18 protein-coding genes are annotated in these 18,889 nt (G+C 72.6%); 11 read left to right on the top strand and 7 right to left on the bottom strand.

Going from position 1 to position 18,889, the window contains the following annotated elements:
• A complete protein-coding gene (locus tag ACLB9X_RS11565; protein ID WP_410360206.1) occupies positions 1-852 on the top strand; it encodes a helix-turn-helix domain-containing protein in 852 nt (283 codons plus the stop codon).
• 4 nt (positions 853-856) lie between these two features.
• Entirely contained in the window at positions 857-1,063 is a 207-nt protein-coding gene (locus ACLB9X_RS11560; RefSeq protein WP_410360205.1) for a DUF397 domain-containing protein, read from the top strand.
• Here ACLB9X_RS11560 and ACLB9X_RS11555 read toward each other — a convergent pair.
• Positions 1,060-2,151 carry an IS630 family transposase gene (locus tag ACLB9X_RS11555; RefSeq protein WP_410360204.1) on the bottom strand — a complete coding sequence of 364 codons (1,092 nt, stop codon included), beginning with the start codon at positions 2,149-2,151 and terminating at the stop codon, positions 1,060-1,062. The two genes, ACLB9X_RS11560 and ACLB9X_RS11555, sit on opposite strands and share 4 nt — an antisense overlap.
• Positions 2,152-2,461: 310 nt before the next feature.
• On the opposite strand from ACLB9X_RS11555, the gene ACLB9X_RS11550 reads away from it, so the two are divergent.
• Together ACLB9X_RS11550 and ACLB9X_RS11545 are read left to right on the top strand one after the other, a co-directional pair.
• Positions 2,462-2,695 (top strand): hypothetical protein, encoded by a 234-nt coding sequence (locus ACLB9X_RS11550; protein ID WP_410360203.1) that lies wholly within the window; start codon positions 2,462-2,464, stop codon positions 2,693-2,695.
• Complete coding sequence (locus ACLB9X_RS11545) at positions 2,692-2,964, top strand: hypothetical protein (protein WP_410360202.1); 273 nt, start codon at positions 2,692-2,694, stop codon at positions 2,962-2,964. Before ACLB9X_RS11550 ends, ACLB9X_RS11545 begins: the two co-directional genes overlap by 4 nt.
• Positions 2,965-3,048: 84 nt before the next feature.
• On the opposite strand, the gene ACLB9X_RS11540 is transcribed toward ACLB9X_RS11545, so the two are convergent.
• Positions 3,049-4,881: a serine/threonine-protein kinase gene (locus ACLB9X_RS11540; protein ID WP_410360201.1), complete on the bottom strand. Its 1,833-nt coding sequence runs from the start codon at positions 4,879-4,881 to the stop codon at positions 3,049-3,051.
• A 130-nt stretch (positions 4,882-5,011) separates the two neighbouring features.
• On the opposite strand from ACLB9X_RS11540, the gene ACLB9X_RS11535 reads away from it, so the two are divergent.
• Positions 5,012-6,355 carry a S1 family peptidase gene (locus ACLB9X_RS11535; protein WP_410360200.1) on the top strand — a complete coding sequence of 448 codons (1,344 nt, stop codon included), beginning with the start codon at positions 5,012-5,014 and terminating at the stop codon, positions 6,353-6,355.
• 19 nt (positions 6,356-6,374) lie between these two features.
• Here ACLB9X_RS11535 and ACLB9X_RS11530 read toward each other — a convergent pair whose 3' ends face one another.
• From ACLB9X_RS11530 to ACLB9X_RS11520, 3 genes are all read right to left on the bottom strand, one after another.
• A complete protein-coding gene (locus tag ACLB9X_RS11530) occupies positions 6,375-6,635 on the bottom strand; it encodes a hypothetical protein (RefSeq protein ID WP_410360199.1) in 261 nt (86 codons plus the stop codon).
• A 523-nt stretch (positions 6,636-7,158) separates the two neighbouring features.
• Entirely contained in the window at positions 7,159-7,659 is a 501-nt protein-coding gene (locus ACLB9X_RS11525; RefSeq protein WP_410360198.1) for a MarR family winged helix-turn-helix transcriptional regulator, read from the bottom strand.
• Entirely contained in the window at positions 7,656-8,249 is a 594-nt protein-coding gene (locus ACLB9X_RS11520) for a DJ-1/PfpI family protein (protein WP_410360197.1), read from the bottom strand. Before ACLB9X_RS11520 ends, ACLB9X_RS11525 begins: the two co-directional genes overlap by 4 nt.
• 158 nt (positions 8,250-8,407) lie before the next feature.
• Here ACLB9X_RS11520 and ACLB9X_RS11515 point away from each other — a divergent pair, with 158 nt between their 5' ends.
• Both ACLB9X_RS11515 and ACLB9X_RS11510 read left to right on the top strand, forming a co-directional pair.
• Positions 8,408-9,763, top strand: coding sequence for an aspartate aminotransferase family protein (locus ACLB9X_RS11515; RefSeq protein ID WP_410360196.1), 1,356 nt, complete (start codon positions 8,408-8,410; stop codon positions 9,761-9,763).
• 363 nt (positions 9,764-10,126) lie between these two features.
• Positions 10,127-11,893: an FG-GAP repeat domain-containing protein gene (locus tag ACLB9X_RS11510; RefSeq protein WP_410360527.1), complete on the top strand. Its 1,767-nt coding sequence runs from the start codon at positions 10,127-10,129 to the stop codon at positions 11,891-11,893.
• 69 nt (positions 11,894-11,962) lie between these two features.
• On the opposite strand, the gene ACLB9X_RS11505 is transcribed toward ACLB9X_RS11510, so the two are convergent.
• Positions 11,963-12,898, bottom strand: a complete 936-nt coding sequence (locus ACLB9X_RS11505; RefSeq protein WP_410360526.1) for an NADP-dependent oxidoreductase — start codon at positions 12,896-12,898, stop codon at positions 11,963-11,965.
• Positions 12,899-13,012: 114 nt separating this feature from the next.
• Between ACLB9X_RS11505 and ACLB9X_RS11500 the strand changes: the two genes are divergently transcribed.
• Positions 13,013-14,047 (top strand): GlxA family transcriptional regulator, encoded by a 1,035-nt coding sequence (locus tag ACLB9X_RS11500; protein ID WP_410360195.1) that lies wholly within the window; start codon positions 13,013-13,015, stop codon positions 14,045-14,047.
• Positions 14,048-14,261: 214 nt separating this feature from the next.
• Here the strand turns inward: ACLB9X_RS11500 and ACLB9X_RS11495 are convergent, their stop codons facing one another.
• A complete protein-coding gene (locus ACLB9X_RS11495; protein WP_410360194.1) occupies positions 14,262-14,711 on the bottom strand; it encodes a hypothetical protein in 450 nt (149 codons plus the stop codon).
• 103 nt (positions 14,712-14,814) lie between these two features.
• Between ACLB9X_RS11495 and ACLB9X_RS11490 the strand changes: the two genes are divergently transcribed.
• The 3 genes from ACLB9X_RS11490 (at position 14,815) to ACLB9X_RS11480 (ending at position 18,790) form a co-directional block, all read left to right on the top strand.
• Positions 14,815-15,588, top strand: a complete 774-nt coding sequence (locus ACLB9X_RS11490; protein WP_410360193.1) for a GntR family transcriptional regulator — start codon at positions 14,815-14,817, stop codon at positions 15,586-15,588.
• Positions 15,585-18,017 (top strand): dolichyl-phosphate beta-glucosyltransferase, encoded by a 2,433-nt coding sequence (locus ACLB9X_RS11485; RefSeq protein WP_410360192.1) that lies wholly within the window; start codon positions 15,585-15,587, stop codon positions 18,015-18,017. Before ACLB9X_RS11490 ends, ACLB9X_RS11485 begins: the two co-directional genes overlap by 4 nt.
• A 122-nt stretch (positions 18,018-18,139) precedes the next feature.
• Positions 18,140-18,790, top strand: coding sequence for a hypothetical protein (locus ACLB9X_RS11480; protein ID WP_410360191.1), 651 nt, complete (start codon positions 18,140-18,142; stop codon positions 18,788-18,790).
• The last annotated feature ends 99 nt before the right edge of the window (positions 18,791-18,889 follow it).

Here is an 18,889-nt window from a genome sequence, read left to right as displayed (position 1 = left end):
ATGGCTGCGAGGAAGCCGCCGACGGAGCGACAGCGCCGGCTGGGCGCGGAGCTGCGGCGCATGCGGGAGCATGTGGGGTTGTCCATCAACGAGGCCGCTGCCCTGCATCGCACCGACCGGACCACGGTCAGCAATACGGAGTCGGCCCGTTCCGGCGTCAGCAGTGACCGGGTGCGGGTGTGGGCCGCCAACTACGCGTGCCCGGACGCGGAGTACATCGACGCCCTCGCCGCGATGGCGCGTGAGCGAGGAACGAACTGGTGGGACGACTACCGGGACGTCTTGTCCGCCGGCATGCTCGACCTGGCCGAGCTGGAGCACCACGCGAGCGGGCTCCGCCACTCGTTGGCCCTGCACCTGCCCGGCCTGTTGCAGCACCCCGACTACATGCGGGCGGTGTTCGCCGAAGCGGTGCCTGCGATGACCTCCGATTTCCTGGCGCACCAGGTGGAGTTCCGGCGGGCCAGGAGTGTGGTGCTCGACGCACCGAACCGGGTCGACTGTTCCTTCCTGATCCACGAGTCCGCGCTGCGCGTGTCGTTCGGCGGCCGCCAGGTGATGGCGACCCAACTGGAGCATCTGCTGGCCCAGTCGGACCGGAAGAACGTGAACGTCCGCATCATCCCCTTCGCCGCAGGCGGCATCCCCAATGCGGGCGGTTCGACCGTATACGCCCAGGGGCCGGTGCCCGCCCTGGACACCGTGCAGATCGACGTTCCGACCGGCGTGACCTTCCTTCATGCGGAGACCCACCTGGTGAACTACCGTGCGGTCCTGGATCGTATGGAGCAGCGCGCGCTCGGTCCTGGCGAATCCCAGGACTTCATCCGTTCCGTGCTGCGAGAACTGTGAGGGCGTGAACCAGGTGGACACCTCGGATGCCAAGTGGCGGAAGTCGTCGTTCTCCGACCAGGGTGGCAACTGCCTTGAGCTGGCCGAGTTGCACGGCGAGATCCTGGTGCGCGAGAGCGATGATCCCGCAGTGGTGGTGCGCACGAGCCGTCAGAAGCTGCGAGCCTTTCTGGATGCCGCGAAGGCCGGGGAGTTCGACGACCTGGTCTAGTGTTCTGAGTCGGGAATTCTGTTCAGATATGAGGCGAGGCGTTCGAGGATGTCGTCGGCGGTCTTGGTCCAGACGTAGGGCTTGGGGTCGGTGTTCCAGGCTGCGATCCATTTGCGGATGTCCTTCTCCAGGGCCTGGACGGACCTGTGGACGCCTCGTCGTATCTGCTTGTTGGTGAGTTCGGCGAACCATCGCTCGACGAGGTTCAGCCAGGACGAGCCGGTCGGTGTGAAGTGCAGATGGAACCGAGGATGAGCCAGCAGCCACTTCTTGACGGCGGGAGTCTTGTGAGTGGCGTAGTTGTCGCAGATCAGGTGGACATCCAGGCCGGCAGGCACTTCCTTGTCCAGCTTGATCAGGAACTTCTTGAACTCCTCGGCGCGGTGCCGGCGGTGCAGGGAGCCGATGACTTTGCCGGTGGCCACCTCCAGTGCCGCGAACAGTGTGGTGGTGCCCGCGCGGACGTAGTCGTGGGTCGCCCGCTCGGGAACCCCGGGCATCATCGGCAGCACGGGCTGAGACCGGTCCAGGGCCTGGGTCTGCGATTTCTCATCCACGCAGAACGCCAACGCGCGCTCGGGCGGGTCCAGATACAACCCAACGACGTCGTGCACCTTGTCGACGAAGTACGGATCGGTTGACAGTTTGAAGGTCTCCGACCGGTGCGGCTGCAGTCCGAACGCCCGCCAGATCCGTGACACCGACGACTGCGAGAGGCCCATCTCCTTCGCCATCGACCGAGTCGACCAGTGTGCTGCGTTCTTCGGTGTGGACTCCAACGTCCTGGTGACCACCGCGGCGACCTGTTCGTCCGTCACGGTCCTGGGCCCGCCGGGACGCGGCATGTCACCCAGGCCGGCAATCCGGTACTGCACGAACCGGGCTCGCCAGCGGCCCACCGCATGAGGTGTGGAACCGAGTCGAGCAGCCACATCCTTGTTCGAGGCGCCCTCGGCGCAGGCCAGGATGATCCGGCACCGCAAAGCCCACGCCTGCGGCGTAGAACGACGCCGCACCCACCCCTCGAGTGCAGCCCGTTCCTCGTCCGACAGTGTCAACTCGGCCTTCGGCCGCCCCGTCCGTGCCATGAGACAAGCTTATATATCTGAACAGAATTCTTGACTCAGAAGACTAGGTCCGGCATATGCCAAGATGAAGCAACATGTTGTTCCATGCTGCATGTAGTGGATACGCTCAGTGTGTGCGCAGCAACGTGCTGTTGCTGCAGCGGAGTTGTGCGCACATGAAAGCGCCCCGGCGGTGTCAGCAGCACCCCGGGGCGTGGCCAACGCCATCCCTCAACAGGAGCGCCAGCATGACCCACGTTATCCGGCATGCCCTCCATCGCGCACTCGCCTGCGCCTTCTTCGCGCTGCTGCGCAAGCCCGCGCCCCGCCGGTGCGCACCGCGCCTCCCCAACTCCCTTGGTGCTCCGCGCGCCGACGGGCCGCGATTGCGCACGAAGCGCCCGTCTTCAACCCGTCCGGCCCGTTCGTACGCCCTTACCTCGTCGCCCATGAGCAGCAGGAGCGGCGCAACGCGCTCGAACTCGCCCTCGACGGAGTCGACGTGGGGCCGTGGGTCATCCACGGGCACGAGGTCGGCATGCCGGTCATGGGGGTGGCGGCGTGACGCGCGACAGAGGACTGATGGTCAGCCGGGTGCCGAGCAAGCCCGTGCGTCGGGAGCCGGACGGACGGCTCGCCATCGACCTGTGGCTCCAGCGGGACGGTTCGTTCGCCGGCGATCTCGCGCTGCGTCTGACGCCCGCGGAGGCGGAGATGCTGCACGCACAACTGTGCTTCGCGCTGGACGACTGGCCTGTCGCCGGTGCGGCCGAGCACAAGCTGCCCGACTGCCGGACGCAGGGGCAACGCGGCCGCGGGGTGCGCCGGCCGTAGTCACGGGGTTCGGCGGCCTCTCCGGTCGGCTTCTCCGAGGCCGGCCGGGACCGTCGCCCGGGTCGCCCAGGCGCTCTGATGGGCCTAGCTCCGCAGGTAAGTGCCCGGTTCGCCGTCCGCGCTCATGCCGTACACCAGGAGGCGTTCCTTGCCCTCGAAGCGGTCGATCCGCAGGTTCTGCGACGACGTGTCCGTCGTGCACTGCGGGTCGGACGCCTGCGCGTCGCGGACCGGCGGGCCGACGACCACCAGGCCGCCGACGCCGCCGAGAACGGCGGTGGAGGCGCAGGTGACGGTGCCGCCGACGGGCTCGCCCGTCGTCTCGTCCGTTCGCGGGGACGCGGACTCGTAGCGGACGACGGCCGACCCGACGGGGCCCTGCGTGACGGTGACCCGGCGTTCGAACAACTCCGCCTGCCCGGGGCCCCATTCGACGCCGGACTCGTCCTCGGTCCAGGTGCCGAGGAACGTCGCGGGCACCGCCTCCGGGCCGGCGCCCGCCTTCCGGAACGTCGCCGTCGCCGCGCCCGAGGTCCACTCCAGGACGTCGGGCGAGCGGACGGTGAGCGTCTGGTGCGCGGCCGGGGTGCACTGCTTCTCCGGCACGCTCAGCGTCACGTCGCTCTCGCCGAACACGATCCGGTCGGCGTCCGCCGACACCAGTACGGACCGCCCCATGCACAGCCGTTCGCCGGTGACGGTCACGTACACGGCCGTCTTCTGGCCCGTACGCCCCTGGGCGATCTCGATGCGTCCCGTGGAGTAGGGGGCGTCCGCCGTGCCGTCGAGGACGCCCTCCCAGGCGCCCACGAAGGACTGCGGCACGTCCCCGGCGGTGCGATCGTCCGTGCCCGGTCCCGTGGAGGTGTCCGCCGGTTCCTTCTCCGGCCAGAACACCGCCGCGCTCACGCCCCCGGCCGCGACGAGTGCCGCCGCGAGGACGGCGGCGAGCATCCGACCCCTGCGCGGGCTGCGCGGCGGCGCGGGGTCGGCGGCGGGGGTCGGGTCACCTGCGCCCGGCACGGGGGTGTCGGCGTCCAGCAGCCGGGCCGCGCTCCTGCCGAGGCGGGCCAGCACGTCGGCCGGCAGCCATGCTCCGGGGGCGCCGTCGTCGGCTGCGGCGAGCACGGAGGCGGGCGGGCGGCGCTGCGGTTCCTTGTCCAGGCAGGCCCGGACGAGCGGTTCGAGCTCGGGCGGCAGTCCGGTGAGGTCCGGCTCGTCGTGCGCGATGCGGAACATGGTCGCGTGCGCGCCGCTGTCCGCCGAGCCGAAGGGCGGCAGCCCGGTCGCCGCGTACGCGAGGACCGCGCCGAGGCAGAAGATGTCCGACGCGGGCGTCAGCTTCTCGCCGCGCACCTGCTCGGGCGACATGAAGCCCGGCGAGCCGACGACCGCGCCGGTGCTGGTCAGCCCGCCGTCCGTGACGGTGTCCACGGCCCGCGCGATACCGAAGTCGATGATGCGGGGACCGTCGACGGTGAGCAGGATGTTGGACGGCTTGAGGTCCCGGTGCACCAGTCCGGCCCGGTGGATGTGCGTGAGCGCGTCGGCGAGCCTGCCCGCGAGCGCCAGGACGGTGGCGGCCGGCAGCGGGCCGTACTCCTCGCCGACCACGTTCCGCAGGGAGGGGCCGGGTACGTAGGTGAGGGCCACCCAGGGCGCGTCGGCCGCCGTGTCGGAGTCGATCACGGGCGCGGTCCCGGCTCCGCCGACCTGCTCCAGCGCGGCGACCTCGCGCGCGAACCGCCGCCGGAACTCGTCCTGTTCGGCCAGCTGTGCGTGCACCACCTTCACGGCGACGGTACGGCCGCCCTCGGACCGGGCGAGGTACACGCGGCCCATGCCACCGGTGCCGAGCCGGCCGATGAGACGGAAGGGGCCGATCCGGGTGGGGTCGTCGGGGGTCAGGGCGTCCACGCGGCGATCCTTCCACAGGGCAACGGGTGGCATGTTCACGGCCCGTCCGGCGCGGCCGCCGGTGAACGGTGTGGCGCGCGGCCGCGTATAGAGCGGGTGACACCGGGACGGTACGACCTTGGGGCCGCGTATGAGGCACGCACGACGGAAGCTGCGGCGGCTGGTCCGGCTGGCCGCCGCAGGCGGGCTGGTCTGCGGCGGGCTGATGGTCACGGACGCCATGGCGGGCGAACCGGCGGACGGGCAGAGCGTGGCGAACACCGTCGCGGCGCTCGGCACGGCCCGTACGGCGGGGAGTTGGACGACAGGCGACGGGCGGAGGGTCGTCGCGGTGACCGACGCCGAAGCCGCCGCGGAGGTACGCGCGGCCGGCGCGGACGCCCGGATCGTGACCCACAGCATGGACCGGCTCCGCTCGGCCACCGAGGCACTGCGCGCCGCGCCCCGCGTGGCCGGGACGGCCTGGGCGGTGGACTACGCGTCCAACGAGGTCACCGTACGGGCCGACAGCACGGTCTCCGCCGCCGACTGGTCGCGGCTGTCCGGCCTCGCCGAACGGATCGGCGGCCACGTCCGCATGGAGCGCACGCAGGGGGCCTTCACCCCCAGGGTCGGCGGCGCGTCCCCGATCTTCGGCGACCAGCGCCGCTGCTCTGCGGGCTTCAACGTCACGGACGGCACGGACACCTACATCCTGACGGCGGGCCACTGCGGGCCCGAGGGCACCTCCTGGTTCCAGGACCGGCAGGGCGCCGAACTGGTCGGCACCACCACCGACGCCAACTTTCCGGGCAAGGACTACTCCCTGGTCCGGTACGAGAGCGCCGACACGCTCGACCGCACGAACGTCGCCTCGATCGGCGACGGCCGGGGCGTACGGATCGTGGGCGCGGCCGACCCGGTCGTCGGGCAGCGGGTGTTCCGCAGCGGCAGCACGACCGGCTTCCGTTCCGGCGAGGTCACGGCGGTGAACGCGACGGTGAACTACCCCGAGGGCACGGTCACCGGCCTGATCGAGACCACGGTGTGCGCGGAGCCCGGGGACAGCGGGGGTCCGCTGTTCTCGGAGGGACTGGCGCTCGGCGTGACGTCGGGCGGCGACGGGGACTGCACCAGCGGCGGTACGACGTACTTCCAGCCGGTGACCGCGGCCATGGAGGCGCTCGGCGTGGACCTGACGGGCGGGCCGCCGCGCCCGCCGGGCGCGAACGGATCCGGCGACGCCTCCGGTACGGGGGACGGGGCTGCCGGGTCTTCCGGGCCGCCCGGGCCTTCGGGGTCCGCTGCGGCGGGTGCTTCCGGTGCGTCGGGCGGCGGCTCACGGGAGGTCACGAGCATCGTGGACTTCGACAATCCCCGTCTGGGCCTTGGCGTGATCGCACTGAGCCTGGGCGTCCTGGTCTCCGCCCGCTGGATCGTCTCGGTGCAGGAGCGCCGCGAGTTCCGGAGTTTCCACTCGGCGAGCTGGGGCTGAGCCTCTCGACCGGTCCCGCTCAGCCGGTCTTCGTGTACGTGACCGGCGCGCCGCCAGAGCCGACCAGCTCGCGCACGACCGTGTGGTCGTCCGGCATCTCGAGGCGCCTCCACCGGCCGGGCGAGCAGGAGACCGGATCGCCGAACGTGACCGATGTCGGGCCCAGTTCGAGCGGCGGTCCCGGCGCGCGCAGCGTGGCCGACCAGCGGCAGTCGTAGCTCGGGCCGGTGCCGGACAGCGTCATGACCTGCTCCCCCCGCTCGCCCTGGGTGATGGTCATCTCCCGGACGTTGGTGCCGTCCGCGGTGTCGAACGTGCCGCGCCAGGTGCCGGCGTACTCCTGTGGGACCCCGCCCGTCGCGGTGGACGGCGAGGAGGAGGGGGACGGGGAGGGCCCTTGGCGTCGTCGGCCGGCTTCGTGGAGCCGGACGTCGAGGGCTCGGAGGATCCGGACGACTCGGAGGAGGAGACGGGACCCACCGGCCGCCGGCCCGCAGCGCGGCGCCCCCCCCGTGTCCGATGGTCGACGGACCGAGGATAGTGCCGTACGCCGGGGGCGGCGGGGGCCGCGAAGTCCGCCCCGTTCAGGCACCCGTGCTGGCCGAGTCCGCCGGGATCGACGACCGGTCCGTGGCGGCCGGGTTCGCCGAATCCGTCGGTTCGGCGACCCGGCAGCGTCGGCCGAGTGCCGTGCCGGCCGGGTCCCCCGGTCCGGGGCGCTGCCGGGTACGGTGCCTCCGCCGGGTCCGGCATCGTTGACGGCCTCCGCCGGGGTCCGTCGCCTCCGGCGTGGCCGCCAGGGTCTACGTGACCGACGCGCCCGCCGCGTCCTCCGCGGCCGCCGTCTCCTGGTCGACCGCGTCCATCGCCCTCGTCAGCCGTTCCAGCACCCGCACCGTCTCCGCGAACCCCTCCGCCCCGAGCTCGCCGAGCAGCCGGCGGGCGAGTCGCGCGTGGCCGGGGTCGATCTTCCGTATCGCCTCGCGTCCCGCCTCCGTCGCGTGCAGCAGCTTCGCGCGGCGGTGGGCCGGGTTGGGGCCGTACTCCGCGAGCCCCTGATCGGCCAGCAGGTCCGCGATGCGCTGCACGCTCTGCCGCGTGATGCCCATCGTGCGGGCTATCCCGGCCACGGTCTGCGGCTCGCGCAGCACCGCGCCGAGGACCTGCCAGCGGGCCGCCGTCAGTCCGGCCGCCTGGGCCAACCCGTCCGAGACGGTGATGAACTGGCCGTTCAGCCGGAAGACGCCGAGCGCCGTACGGGTCAGCAATTCCTGCGGGTGGTTGTCGGGTCTGCGGGTGCTCATGCCGAAAGGATCTCGTACGCCGCCGGGTCCGAGTCGTGGAAGAGCCGGTACCAGGCGTCCAGCTTCGGGCCTTCGTACACCCCGAGCCGGGCGAAGACCTCGCGGGCGAAGGCGACCGGCTCGGTCGGGCCCGCGGTGATCAACTCGCCGTCGGTCACGGCGTCCGTCTCCACGTACGTCCCGCCGCCCCGGTAGCCCGTGGCCTCCAGGTAGAAGGAGGCGGCGCTGGTGTGCGCGCGGTCGTCGAGGAGGCCCTCGCGGGCGAGTCCGGCGGTCGCGCCGCAGATGGCGGCGACCGGGACGCCCGCGTCGAGGAACGTGCGCGCCGCCGCGGCGAACGGGGCGAGCTTGTCGCCGGTGTCCCACAGCGAGGCGCCGGTGAGGATCAGCAGCGCGCTGTCGGCCGGGTCCAGCACGTCCAGCGCCAGGTCGGGCTGGATGCGGACGCCGCCCATGGTGGTGACGGGCTCGGTCGTGGGGCCGACCGTGCGCACGGTGAAGCCGTTCTGCACCAGGTGGGCGGTGGCGTGGCCCGTCTCCCAGTCGGCGTAGGTGTCGTACACGGCCAGGTGAACGGTCTTGCTGGTCATGGTGCCCTCCTCGACGTTCAATGACAGTAGCCTGTCATGTCGACAGCATGCTGTCAATAATGCGGGGACGTGGCCCGACACCCTGCCCAGGCAAGGAGGCCGAGGTCATACAAGGTGGCCATGTCGGCTCTCAGCTGCCGTTCCCTACGCTGGCCCGCATGACCCCTCATGCCGATCCCCAGGCCGGTGCCGCCGTCAAGGCTGCGGACCGCGCGCACGTGTTCCACTCCTGGTCCGCCCAGGGACTGATCGACCCGCTCGCCGTCGCCGGCGCCGAGGGTTCGTACTTCTGGGACTACGACGGGAACCGCTACCTCGACTTCACCAGCGGCCTCGTCTACACCAACATCGGGTACCAGCACCCGAAGGTCGTCGCCGCGATACAGGAGCAGGCGGGCAGGCTCGCCACCTTCGCGCCCGCGTTCGCGGTCGAGCCCCGCTCCGAGGCGGCCCGGCTGATCGCCGAGCGGACCCCGGGCGACCTGGACAAAATCTTCTTCACCAACGGCGGCGCCGAGGCCGTCGAGAACGCCGTCCGCATGGCCCGTCTCCACACGGGCCGCCCGAAGGTGCTCTCGGCCTACCGCTCGTACCACGGCGGCACGGCGACCGCGATCAACATCACCGGCGACCCGCGCCGCTGGGCCAACGACAACGGCACCGCGGGCGTCGTCCACTTCTGGGGACCGTTCCTCTACCGCTCGCCCTTCTACTCCTCGACGGAGGCGGAGGAGTGCGAGCGCGCCCTGACGCACCTCGAGGACACCATCGCCTTCGAGGGCCCGCAGACCGTCGCGGCGATCATCCTGGAGACCATTCCCGGCACCGCCGGCATCATGACCCCGCCGCCCGGCTACCTCGCGGGCGTCCGCGAGATCTGCGACCGCTACGGCATCGTCTTCGTGCTCGACGAGGTCATGGCGGGCTTCGGCCGTACGGGCAAGTGGTTCGCGGCCGAGCACTTCGACGTGGTGCCGGACCTGATGACGTTCGCGAAGGGCGTCAACTCCGGGTACGTGCCGCTGGGCGGCGTCGCGATCTCGGCCGAGATCGCGGCGACGTTCGACAAGCGCCCGTACCCGGGCGGCCTGACGTACTCCGGCCACCCGCTGGCCTGTGCGGCCGCCGTCGCCACGATCCGGGTCATGGAGGAGGAGAAGGTCGTCGAGCACGCCGCCCGCATCGGCGAGACGGTCCTCGGCCCGGGCCTGCGCGAACTGGCCGAGCGTCACCCGTCGGTGGGCGAGGTGCGCGGCACGGGCGCGTTCTGGGCGCTGGACCTGGTCCGCGACCGCGAGACGCGCGAGCCGCTGGTGCCGTACAACGCGACGGGAGAGGCGAACGCGGCGATGGCGGCGTTCGGCGCGGCCTGCAAGAAGAACGGCCTGTGGCCCTTCGTCAACATGAACCGCATGCACGCGGTGCCGCCGTGCAGCGTGACGGAGTCCGAGGCCAAGGAGGGCCTGGCGGCCCTGGACGCGGCGCTGTCGGTGGCCGACGAGTGGGTGGCCTGACCGGGGACTCGGCCCCCGGGCCCGTGGCCGGGGCTGCGCCCCGGCCCCCGCGCCTCCGGCGTCGGCGGGGCCGGTGATGCCGCAGGGCGTCACCAGCCCGTCTGGGGGTCCCTCCCGCGGCCGCCAGGCCGTAGGGGACTTTGCGGACACCGCCGAAGGCGGTACGCATCTGCCGCTCTCCCTGCCGTGCGCCGCCGCGAAAAAGTTGCCTCACCTGTACATCCCTTGCCCCACCTCGCACGTCTATACCGGTGCTCGCTTCCTTGCACCGCCGTCTCCACATCCCCCATGGGCGCGCGCCCACGCGCCGCGCCGCGGAGCGGCCGTGCAGGTGACACCCTTCGAGGGGGGACCTTGACTTCCATGGAATCCGGCCGCGCCGCGGCCGGTCCGCGCAGAAACACCCGCGCGCACGTGCGCCTCGCCGCCTGCACCGCGCTCGCCCTGGCCGCCGGCATGCTGCTGGCGGCCCCGGCGGCCCAGGCGGACGAGACCCCGGCGCCGAACCGTACGGTCGAGCGGCTCAAGGCCCGCGACGCCGCCCAGCCGCCCAGCCTCGACCTGCCGCGCCCGGACGTGAACCGCGGCGCGTTCAGCGCCCAGGAGACGGGCGCGCCGCTCGCCAAGCCGCGCAGCGACGTGGACGGCGACGGCTGGTCCGACCTGATCCTCCAGGACCTCGGCGGGACCGTGTACGTCGACACCGGTGCCGAGAGTCACGAGCTCTCCTACCACGTCTCGGGCGAGACCGGCACCCAGGTCTACAAGGACGTCTTCACCGCGTCCGGCCTCAACCCGAGCGGCCCGGTCCACTTCACGCTGACGGCCGCCGGACGGCTCTCGGCGTACACGAACGACCTGTACTACCCGAGCAACTTCTGGTCGGGGCACGGCTGGCAGATCTACAACAAGGTCTTCTCGCCCGGTGACCTGACCGGCGACGAGATCGGTGACGTGCTCGCGCGTACCCCCGTCGGCGACCTCTACCTGTACCCGGGCACCACCAGCGCCTCCAGCCCGCTCGGGTCCCGGGTCAAGGTCGGCACGGGCTGGGGCCAGTTCGACCAGCTCGTCGGCCTGAACGACGTCAACAACGACGCCATCGCCGACCTGTTCGCCCGCAACACCGCCGGTGAGCTCTACTTCTACAGCGGCACCGGCGAGGCCACGCGTCCCTTCAAGGACAAGGTCAAGGTCGGCAGCGGCTGGAACATCTTCAACACGCTGTTCAGCATCGACGACCTCGACGAGGACGGCAACGCCGACCTCATCGCCCGCGCGTACAACGGCGACCTCTACCAGTACGCCTCCACCGGCACGGGCGCCTTCCAGCCCCGCGTGAAGCTCGGCAGCGGCTGGCACATGCTGAGCCGGTTCGCCAACGGCAGCAGCCTCCCCTCGTGGGGCAAGGACGAGATGTTCGGCCTCGACACCCACGGGACCCTCTACTACTACTACGACCGGAACAACGGCCAGTTCGCCCCGCGTATCAAGGCCAGCGCGGACGGCGGGTTCAAGGGCTCGAAGCTGTCGTACTTCTCCTCGCTCGACGACGACAGCTACGCCGACCTGTTCGAGGTCTACAACGGCCACCTCTACAACTTCGACCACTCGTCGGGCGGCATCTACGACATCGGCGGCGGCTGGGGCGTCTACAACACCCTTGTCGGCCCCGGTGACCTCTCGGGCGACGGCAAGGGCGACATCGTGGCCCGCGACGGCTCCGGCGTGCTGTACCTCTACCGGGGTCACGGCACCGGCAGCGGCTTCGCCGCCAAGCAGCGGATCGGCTCCGGCTGGGGCCAGTTCAACGTGCTCGTCGGCGCCGGTGACATCTCCGGCGACGGCCGTGCGGACCTGATCGCGCGCGCCAAGGACGGCAGCCTGTACCTGTACGAGGGCACGGGCGTGGCCTCCGCCCCGTTCAAGGCGAAGAAGCTGATCGGCTCCGGCTGGGGCCAGTACACCAAGCTGGCGGCGCCGGGCGACATGAACGGCGACGGCCGCGCGGACCTCGTCGCGCGGACCAGCGGCGGCACGCTCTACCGCTACGACTCCGACGGCAAGGGCGGCTTCAAGCCCAGGGTGAGCATCGGCACCGGCTGGAACACGTACACCGGCCTGTACTAGGCACCGGCCACCACGGCTTCGAGGGCCGTCGCCCGCGCGGCGGCGGCCCTCGGGCCTCTTTGGGTCCGCTCACGCCACCGTGAGCACGGTCTTCCCCTGCGTCCGGCCCGTCTCGCCGATCTCGTGCGCCTTGCCGGCCTGTTCCAGCGGCAGCACCGTGTCCACGTGCACCCGCAGCCTGCCCGACTCGACCAGCGCGGCGATCTCCCGCAGCCCGCCGTTGTCGGGCTCCACGATCGTGAAACCGGCGCGCAGCCCCCGCTGTTCGGCCTCCCCCGCGAGGTGTGCCTCAGCGGGCGAGGCGAGGGAGACCAGCATGCCGCCCGGCCGGAGCACGTCCAGTGAGCGCGGCCCGTACGCGCCGCCCACGGTGTCCAGGACCACGTCCATGTCCGCGACGGCCTCGGTGAAGTCCGTGGTCCGGTAGTCGACGACCTCGTCGGCGCCGAGCCCTCGCACGAAGGCGTGCTTGGCCGCGCTCGCCGTGCCGATCACGTACGCGCCCCGCGCCTTGGCGATCTGGACGGCCAGGTGTCCCACGCCGCCCGCCGCCGCGTGCACCAGTACGCGATGGCCGGGGCGTACGCCGGCGGTGTCGACCAGCGACTGCCAGGCGGTGAGCGCGGCGACCGGCAGTGCGGCGGCCTCCACGTGCGTGATCCCGGCCGGCTTGCGGGCCAGGTGGCGGGCCGGGGACGTCATGAACTCGGCGTACGCGCCCGCCGGTTCGGGCAGCCGGGGCATGCCGAACACCTCGTCGCCGGGCCGGTACATCGTCACGCCCAGGCCGACGGCCTCCACGACGCCGGACACGTCCCAGCCGAGCGGCACCGGGCGCCCCTCGCCGAGCAGCCCGCCCGTCGAACGGTGCCACCAGTCCGTGGGGTTGACCCCGGCGGCGTGGACCCGCACCAGGACCTCCGAGGGGCCGGGCTCGGGACGGCCGGTCTCGACGACCTTGAGCACGTCCGGTCCGCCCAGTGTGTCCTGCCTGATGGCCCTCATCATGTCCGCTCCTCGTCAAGGGAATCGACCCCGTCCGGGGCCCGGGATCCACCCTGCGGCAGCGGAAAGCCGTATACGAGTGGCCGGATGGCCATGATGTGCAAGGATCTGGCCATGGCCTCTTCCGCCCCGCACCGGGTCGTCGTCCTCGCGCTCGACGGCGTCTACCCCTTCGAGATGAGCATCCCGGTCCGGATCTTCGGCACCGCCCAAGGGCCGGGCGGCGAACCGCTGTACGAGGTGATCACCTGCGGCATCGACGGCGGCACGGTGCGCACCAGCGCCGACTTCTCCGTCACCGTCGAGCACGGGCTCGACGCGCTCGCGACGGCGGACACGCTCGTCGTCCCGCCGTTCACCTGCGGCCCCGACCGGCCCCAGGAGTGGCTGCCCGCGCCGCTCGCCACGGCCCTCACGACGCTGCGCCCCGGCGCCCGCGTCGTGTCCCTCTGCACCGCCTCGTACGTCCTCGCCACCGCGGGCCTGCTCGACGGCCGCCGTGCCACCACGCACTGGAACGACGCGGAGGAGTTCCAGCGCGCCTTCCCCGGGGTCGAGGTGGACCCGGGCGTGCTGTTCGTCGACGACGGCGACGTGCTGACGGCCGCGGGCGTCGCCGCCGGGGTGGACCTGTGCCTGCACCTGCTGCGCCGCGACCACGGCAGCGAGGTCGCCAACCGGGTGGCGCGGCTGTGCGTCGTGCCGCCGTGGCGGGACGGGGGCCAGGCCCAGTTCATCGAACGGCCCGTACCGCCGCCGTCCGCCGCGTCGACCTCCGCGACGCGCGCCTGGGCCCTCGGCCGCCTGGACCACCCGCTCACCCTCGCCGAACTGGCGGCGCACGCCCGGATGAGCGTGCGCACCTTCTCCCGCCGCTTCCGCGAGGAGGTCGGCATGACACCGGTCCAGTGGCTGACCGGCCGGCGCGTCGAGCACGCCCGCCGCCTGCTGGAGACGACGGACCTGCCGGTGGACCGGGTCGCGGCCGAGTCGGGCTTCGGGACGGCGGCGTCGCTGCGCCAGCACATGGCCGCGCTGACCGGGGTGTCGCCGATGGCGTACCGCCAGACGTTCCGCGCGGGGGCCGGCGAGCCGGCCGCAGGGCGCGTCGAGTCGGCCGCGGGGCGCGGGGCGTCGGTCGCCTCGTAGCCTCTCCGGGTGAGAGTCGGCCGCTTCCCGGAGTCCGGGCGACCGGCAGCGCACGCGCCCGCGCGCCTGCGCTGCCGTGAAGCCGGCTGATGCCCGCCGCGTCGGCTCGGCCGCAGCTCTTGGGTCTCCGGGCCCGGCCGCCGGGGCCTGCTTGGGCCTCCGGGCCCTGGCGCCGGAGCCTGCTCGGGCCCCCGGCGCGCCCCCCGGCGGACGCTCACACCCCCCGTTCCACCTCCAGGAAGCGCCGGCGCCGCGGGCCCCGGTAGAGCAGCGCCTCCCAGCCGAGGCGTCCCAGGGCCGCCGCGCACGCCGTCAGCTCGGCCTCCTCGGCCTGTGCCGCGCCGCCGCCCGGCGGGCCCAGCCACTCCACGCACACCGTGGCCGGGCGCTCGCCGGGACGCACGCGGTAGCCGGTCGCCGTCCTCGCGCCCTCGGCGTCGACCGCCGAAGGCGGGAAGCCCGCCGCCTCCAGGGCCAGGGACACCGCGCGCACCATGCGGTGCAGCTCCCAGGGCGCGGGGACCGCCGCCGGGTCCGCGGCCGTCGCGTTGGTCACACGGCGGATCTGCAGCAGCCCCTCGAACGCCGTGCGGACCTCGGCGGCCCGGCCGGCCCCGGACACCGGGGCTCCGTCGCCGTCGGCCGGTTTGAACACATCCGTCACATCCGCCTCGCTTCCGTCACGGTGCGGGCTCCATGCCCCACGACCCCGCCACGCCCCTGGCCTATCGTGTCCGGAACCGAAGCAGAAGGAGAAGGCCACCACGATGCCCGGCAACGCCAGCGGCGGCGGCACCGCCGTCACCCGCAGCACCCTGCGGCAGCAGATCGCGGACGCGCTGCGTGACGAGGTGCTCGCCGGGCGGCTCCAGCCCGGGCAGGAGTTCACGGTCCGGCAGATAGCCGACCAGTACGGCGTCTCCGCGACGCCCGTGCGCGAGGCGCTCGTGGACCTGTCCGCACAGGGGCTGCTCGATTCGGACCAGCACCGAGGCTTCAAGGTGCACCGGTTCTCCGTCGACGACTACCGCACGATGGTCGAGGCGCGCTCGATGGTGGTCGACGGCGTCTTCCGGCAGCGCACGGAGCGCTGCTCCGCGGCCCCGAGTGCCCAGGCCCTGCTGTCCGTGCGCCGCCGGGCCGAGGAGGCCGCGCGGGCGGCCCGCGCCGGTGACCTCGACATCCTGATCGGCTACGACCTGCGGTTCTGGCGCGAGCTCGGCGCGCTCGTGACCAACCACTACATCTCCGAGTTCCTGCACCGGTTGCGGGTGCAGGCGTGGGTGTTCGCCGTCCCGTACCTGCGGTCCGACCCGGCGCCGGCGGAGTGGCTGTGGAGCGGCCACGAGAAGGTGGTGGACGCGGTGACCCACGGTGACGCGGAGGCCGTGCGCGCGGAGATCCACGCCTGCAACGCGCACGCGCTGGCCTGGGCGGACCGGCTCGAACGCGGACCGGCCCCCGCCGACGGGTCCGGTGCCGCCGGTGGCCGCCCGGCCCCGGCCCCGGCCCGCGTACCCCACGGCCGGCGCGAGCGGTGAGCGTGGACCTGAGCGTCGTCGTACCCGCGTACAACGAGGAGGTACGCCTCGGCCCGACGCTGGCCGCCATCTGCGCCTTCCTGCGCGCCGACCCCGCGCGCTGGGGCGAGTGGGAGCTGATCGTCGTCGACGACGGCTCCACCGACGCCACCGCGAAGATCGCCCAGGAGGCGGCGGCCGAGGAGCCCCGCATCCAGCTCGTGTCGAGCCGGACCAACCGGGGCAAGGGCCACGCCCTGCGCATGGGCGTCCTCGCCTCCTATGGGCGGCGGGTGCTGTTCACCGACGCCGATCTCGCCGCCCCCATCGACGAGCTGGCCCGCCTCGACGACGAGCTCGCCGCCACCGGCGCCGCGGCCGCCATCGGCTCCCGCGCCCACCCCGACGCCCGGATCGAGGTGCACCAGCGGCGCGTGCGCGAGTGCCTCGGCCGCATGGGCAACCGGCTCATACGCCTCGTGGCGGTGCCCGGCATCCGCGACACCCAGTGCGGCTTCAAGCTCTTCGACGGCGACAAGGCCCGTGCCGCCTTCGCCGACTCGCAGCTCACCGGGTGGGGCATCGACGTCGAGATCCTGCGCTTCTTCCACCGCGCGGGCTGGCCCGTGACCGAGGTCCCGGTGCGCTGGTCGCACGTCGCCGGATCGAAGGTCGGCCCCGCCGACTACGGCAAGGTGCTGCTGGAGCTGCTGCGGCTGCGCACCCGTGCCGTGCGCCGCGCGGACCTCGCCGTCGCCGGGCTCTTCCTCCTCGCGTCCGTCCTGCTCTACAAGGGGCTGTGGGCGGACCTCGACCGGGGCTACCTGCGCGACGCCGGCCAGGACCAGAACCAGTGGGAGTGGTTCTTCGCGGTCACCGCCGACAACGTCACGCACCTGCGCAATCCGCTGTTCACCACCCTCCAGGGATATCCCGACGGCGTGAACCTGATGGCCAACACGGTCATGCTGGGGCTGTCCGTCCCCCTGACACCCGTCACGCTGGCCTTCGGGCCGACCGTCACCTGGGCGCTCGTCCTCACCCTCGGGCTCACCGCGACCGCCGTCTCCTGGTACTGGCTGATCGCCCGGCGGCTGGTGCGCAACAGAGCCGCCGCCGCGCTCGGCGGCGCCTTCGCCGCCTTCGCGCCGCCGATGATCTCGCACGGCCACGCCCACCCGAACTTCCTCGTCCTGTTCATGCTGCCGCTGATCGTCGACCGGGCGCTGCGGCTGTGCGAGGGCCGGAACGTGGTCCGCGACGGCGTGCTCCTCGGCCTGTTCGCGACGTACCAGATCTTCCTCGGCGAGGAGCCGCTGCTGCTCGCCGCCGTGGGGATGCTGCTGTTCGCCCTGTCGTACGCGCTCGCGCGGCGCGACGTGGCCCGGGCGGCGTGGCGGCCGCTGCTGCGCGGGCTCGGGATCGCGCTGCTGGTGTGCCTGCCACTGGTGGCGTTCCCGCTGGGCTGGCAGTTCTTCGGGCCGCAGAGCTACAAGAGCGTGCTGCACGGCGACAACGCGGGCAACAGCCCGCTCGCGTTCCTGCAGTTCTCGGGCCGTGCCCTGCTCGGCTCGGACGCGGGCGCCGATCCGCTCGCGATGAACCGCACCGAGCAGAACGCCTTCTTCGGCTGGCCGCTGATCGCGCTGAGCGCCGCGCTGGTGTTCCAGTGGTGGCGGCTGGCGGTCGTGAAGGCGCTGGCGTTCACGGCGGTGGCCGCCGCGTTCCTGTCGCTCGGACCGAAGTTCCGCATCCCGTACACGGACATCGTGCTCACCGGGCCCTGGCGGGCGCTCGCGCACCAGCCGCTGTTCGAGTCGGTCATCGAGTCGCGGGTGGCGATGGTGTGCGCGCCCGTGCTCGGCATGCTGCTCGCCCTCGCCGCCGACCGCCTCGCGACGGCGGAGCACCGCTCCTGGGGCCTGCGGGCAGCGGGCTTCGCCGCGCTGGCGGCGGCGCTGGTGCCGGTGCTCCCGACCCCGTACCCGGTCCGGGAGCGGGCGGAGGTGCCCGGCTTCATCACCCACGGCGCGTACCGCTCCTACCTCGGCGAGGGCGAGTCGCTGGTCACCGTGCCGCTGCCGACGCCGGGCAGCGCGGACGCCCTGTACTGGCAGTCGGCGTCCGGCCTCGGATTCCCGGTCGCCGGCGGCTACTTCAACGGCCCGTGGGGCCCCGACCGCATCGGGATCTACGGGGCGACGCCCCGGCACACCTCCAACCTGCTCTCCGAGGTCCGCAACACCGGCCGGGTCCCCGTGATCGGCCCCAAGTGGCAGGCGCAGGCCCGCGCGGACCTCGCCGCCTGGAAGGCCGGCGTGGTGGTGCTGCCGCCGCAGTACCACGAGCGGGCCCTCTACGAGACGGTCACGAAACTGCTGGGCAGGCCGGGCGAGCGCGTGGCCGGGGTATGGGTATGGGACGTGGGGGCGGAAGGCGGCATGCGGTGAGGGCCCTCTTCGCCGGTCCTGCGCACGGCATTACGCTGTCCCGTCCACCGTCCGCGTCCCACTGCCCCCTGGCGAGGCCAGGGGGAGAACCCTCGTCCGTACCGCTGAGAGCGAGCCTTCCCTTGGCCTGTGACCTGTGGCTGGTCCCCCTTGTCGACGTGCTGTGCCACAGCCCCGACAACCCCTTCGCCGAAGAGATCGCCTCCTACGACAAGGCACTGACCGGCGCCGGTCTGCCCACCGTGCCCGTCTTCGCCTACATGCCGGGCCTGTCGGGCGACGTCGCACCGGTCGCCGGCTTCGACTACGACGCGCTGCACTTCCTGCGGCGCGCCTACCTCCTGCAGCTGTGCGGTCTCGCGGTGACGCCCGTCGACGAACTCGGCGGCGACTACGAGCAGTTGCTGGAGATGTTCGAGTCGACGGCGCAGCAGTCGCACCTGGTGTGGCACTACGACCACGCGGGCGCCTACGTCCCGGTGGACTTCCCCGCGCCGCTGTTCAACGACGAACTCCTGGAGGGCGGCGGTCCGTTGGGCTCCACCCAGGGCCTGCTGCGCGAACTGGAGTACGTGGCACCCGCGATCGGCATCGACCCGGCGAACCCGCCGGCCGCGCCGGAGCCGCCGGAGCGTCCCACCGCCCTGGAGGAGCCCGCCGGTCCGATCCCGTACGACGAGAGTCCGTTCGCGCGGGAGCGGTATGTGTGGCTGGGGCTGCACGCGGCGGCGACACGGAGCCTCGGGCAGGGCTCGATGATCATCTTCAGCTGACGGCGTCGCCGCCGGACCCGCGTCCCGGTGGACGGGAGGTGCCCGGTCACACGCCCGACGACCGCAGGACACACGGCGGACGGATGCCGGACACCTTCC

The sequence above is a fragment of the Streptomyces sp. 5K101 genome (genome assembly GCF_046506645.1).
Lineage (GTDB): Bacteria > Actinomycetota > Actinomycetes > Streptomycetales > Streptomycetaceae > Streptomyces.
This window is presented reverse-complemented; position numbering and strand designations above follow the sequence as displayed.

Excerpts from the sequence above, each read along its gene's own strand:
- ACLB9X_RS11490 (WP_410360193.1), top strand. The coding sequence starts at position 14,815 with ATGCCCGGCAACGCCAGCGGCGGCGGCACCGCCGTCACCCGCAGCACC.
- ACLB9X_RS11555 (WP_410360204.1), bottom strand. The coding sequence starts at position 2,151 with ATGGCACGGACGGGGCGGCCGAAGGCCGAGTTGACACTGTCGGACGAG.
- ACLB9X_RS11500 (WP_410360195.1), top strand. The coding sequence starts at position 13,013 with ATGGCCTCTTCCGCCCCGCACCGGGTCGTCGTCCTCGCGCTCGACGGC.
- ACLB9X_RS11505 (WP_410360526.1), bottom strand. The coding sequence starts at position 12,898 with ATGAGGGCCATCAGGCAGGACACACTGGGCGGACCGGACGTGCTCAAG.
- ACLB9X_RS11515 (WP_410360196.1), top strand. The coding sequence starts at position 8,408 with ATGACCCCTCATGCCGATCCCCAGGCCGGTGCCGCCGTCAAGGCTGCG.
- ACLB9X_RS11530 (WP_410360199.1), bottom strand. The coding sequence starts at position 6,635 with ATGACCATCACCCAGGGCGAGCGGGGGGAGCAGGTCATGACGCTGTCC.
- ACLB9X_RS11525 (WP_410360198.1), bottom strand. The coding sequence starts at position 7,659 with ATGAGCACCCGCAGACCCGACAACCACCCGCAGGAATTGCTGACCCGT.
- ACLB9X_RS11510 (WP_410360527.1), top strand. The coding sequence starts at position 10,127 with ATGGAATCCGGCCGCGCCGCGGCCGGTCCGCGCAGAAACACCCGCGCG.
- ACLB9X_RS11520 (WP_410360197.1), bottom strand. The coding sequence starts at position 8,249 with ATGACCAGCAAGACCGTTCACCTGGCCGTGTACGACACCTACGCCGAC.
- ACLB9X_RS11565 (WP_410360206.1), top strand. The coding sequence starts at position 1 with ATGGCTGCGAGGAAGCCGCCGACGGAGCGACAGCGCCGGCTGGGCGCG.
- ACLB9X_RS11535 (WP_410360200.1), top strand. The coding sequence starts at position 5,012 with ATGAGGCACGCACGACGGAAGCTGCGGCGGCTGGTCCGGCTGGCCGCC.